This window comes from Alistipes sp. AF14-19 (assembly GCF_003461645.1).
GTDB lineage: Bacteria > Bacteroidota > Bacteroidia > Bacteroidales > Rikenellaceae > Alistipes > Alistipes shahii.
Genome location: NZ_QTXM01000054.1, coordinates 322 through 586, shown reverse-complemented (window position 1 = coordinate 586; position 265 = coordinate 322). Strand labels below are relative to the sequence as shown.

Annotated in this window: 1 pseudogene; it reads left to right on the top strand. The window is 53.6% G+C overall.

The features are described from left to right. A pseudogene (locus tag DWW03_RS16990) lies at nucleotides 1-265 on the top strand (phage integrase SAM-like domain-containing protein); the annotation flags it as partial.

Genomic DNA, 265 nt, shown 5'->3' with positions numbered 1-265 from the left:
TTTGTAGTCTACCTCTCCTCGGTACAAGGGATGCGTTCCGGGACGATCCATTCTACACTCAAGAAGCTGAAGCTGATGACCTATACGGCTTATAAGAACAACTGGATTCCCGCCGATCCTTTCGCCGGGTTCTATGTCAAAGCGGAATACTCGGAACGTCGCTACCTCTCGGCCTCGGAATTGCAGGCCGTGATGGATGTCAGGCTCCCCAACTACCGAACGGGCATCAACCGTGACGCCTTCGTCTTTTGCGCCTTTACGGGTT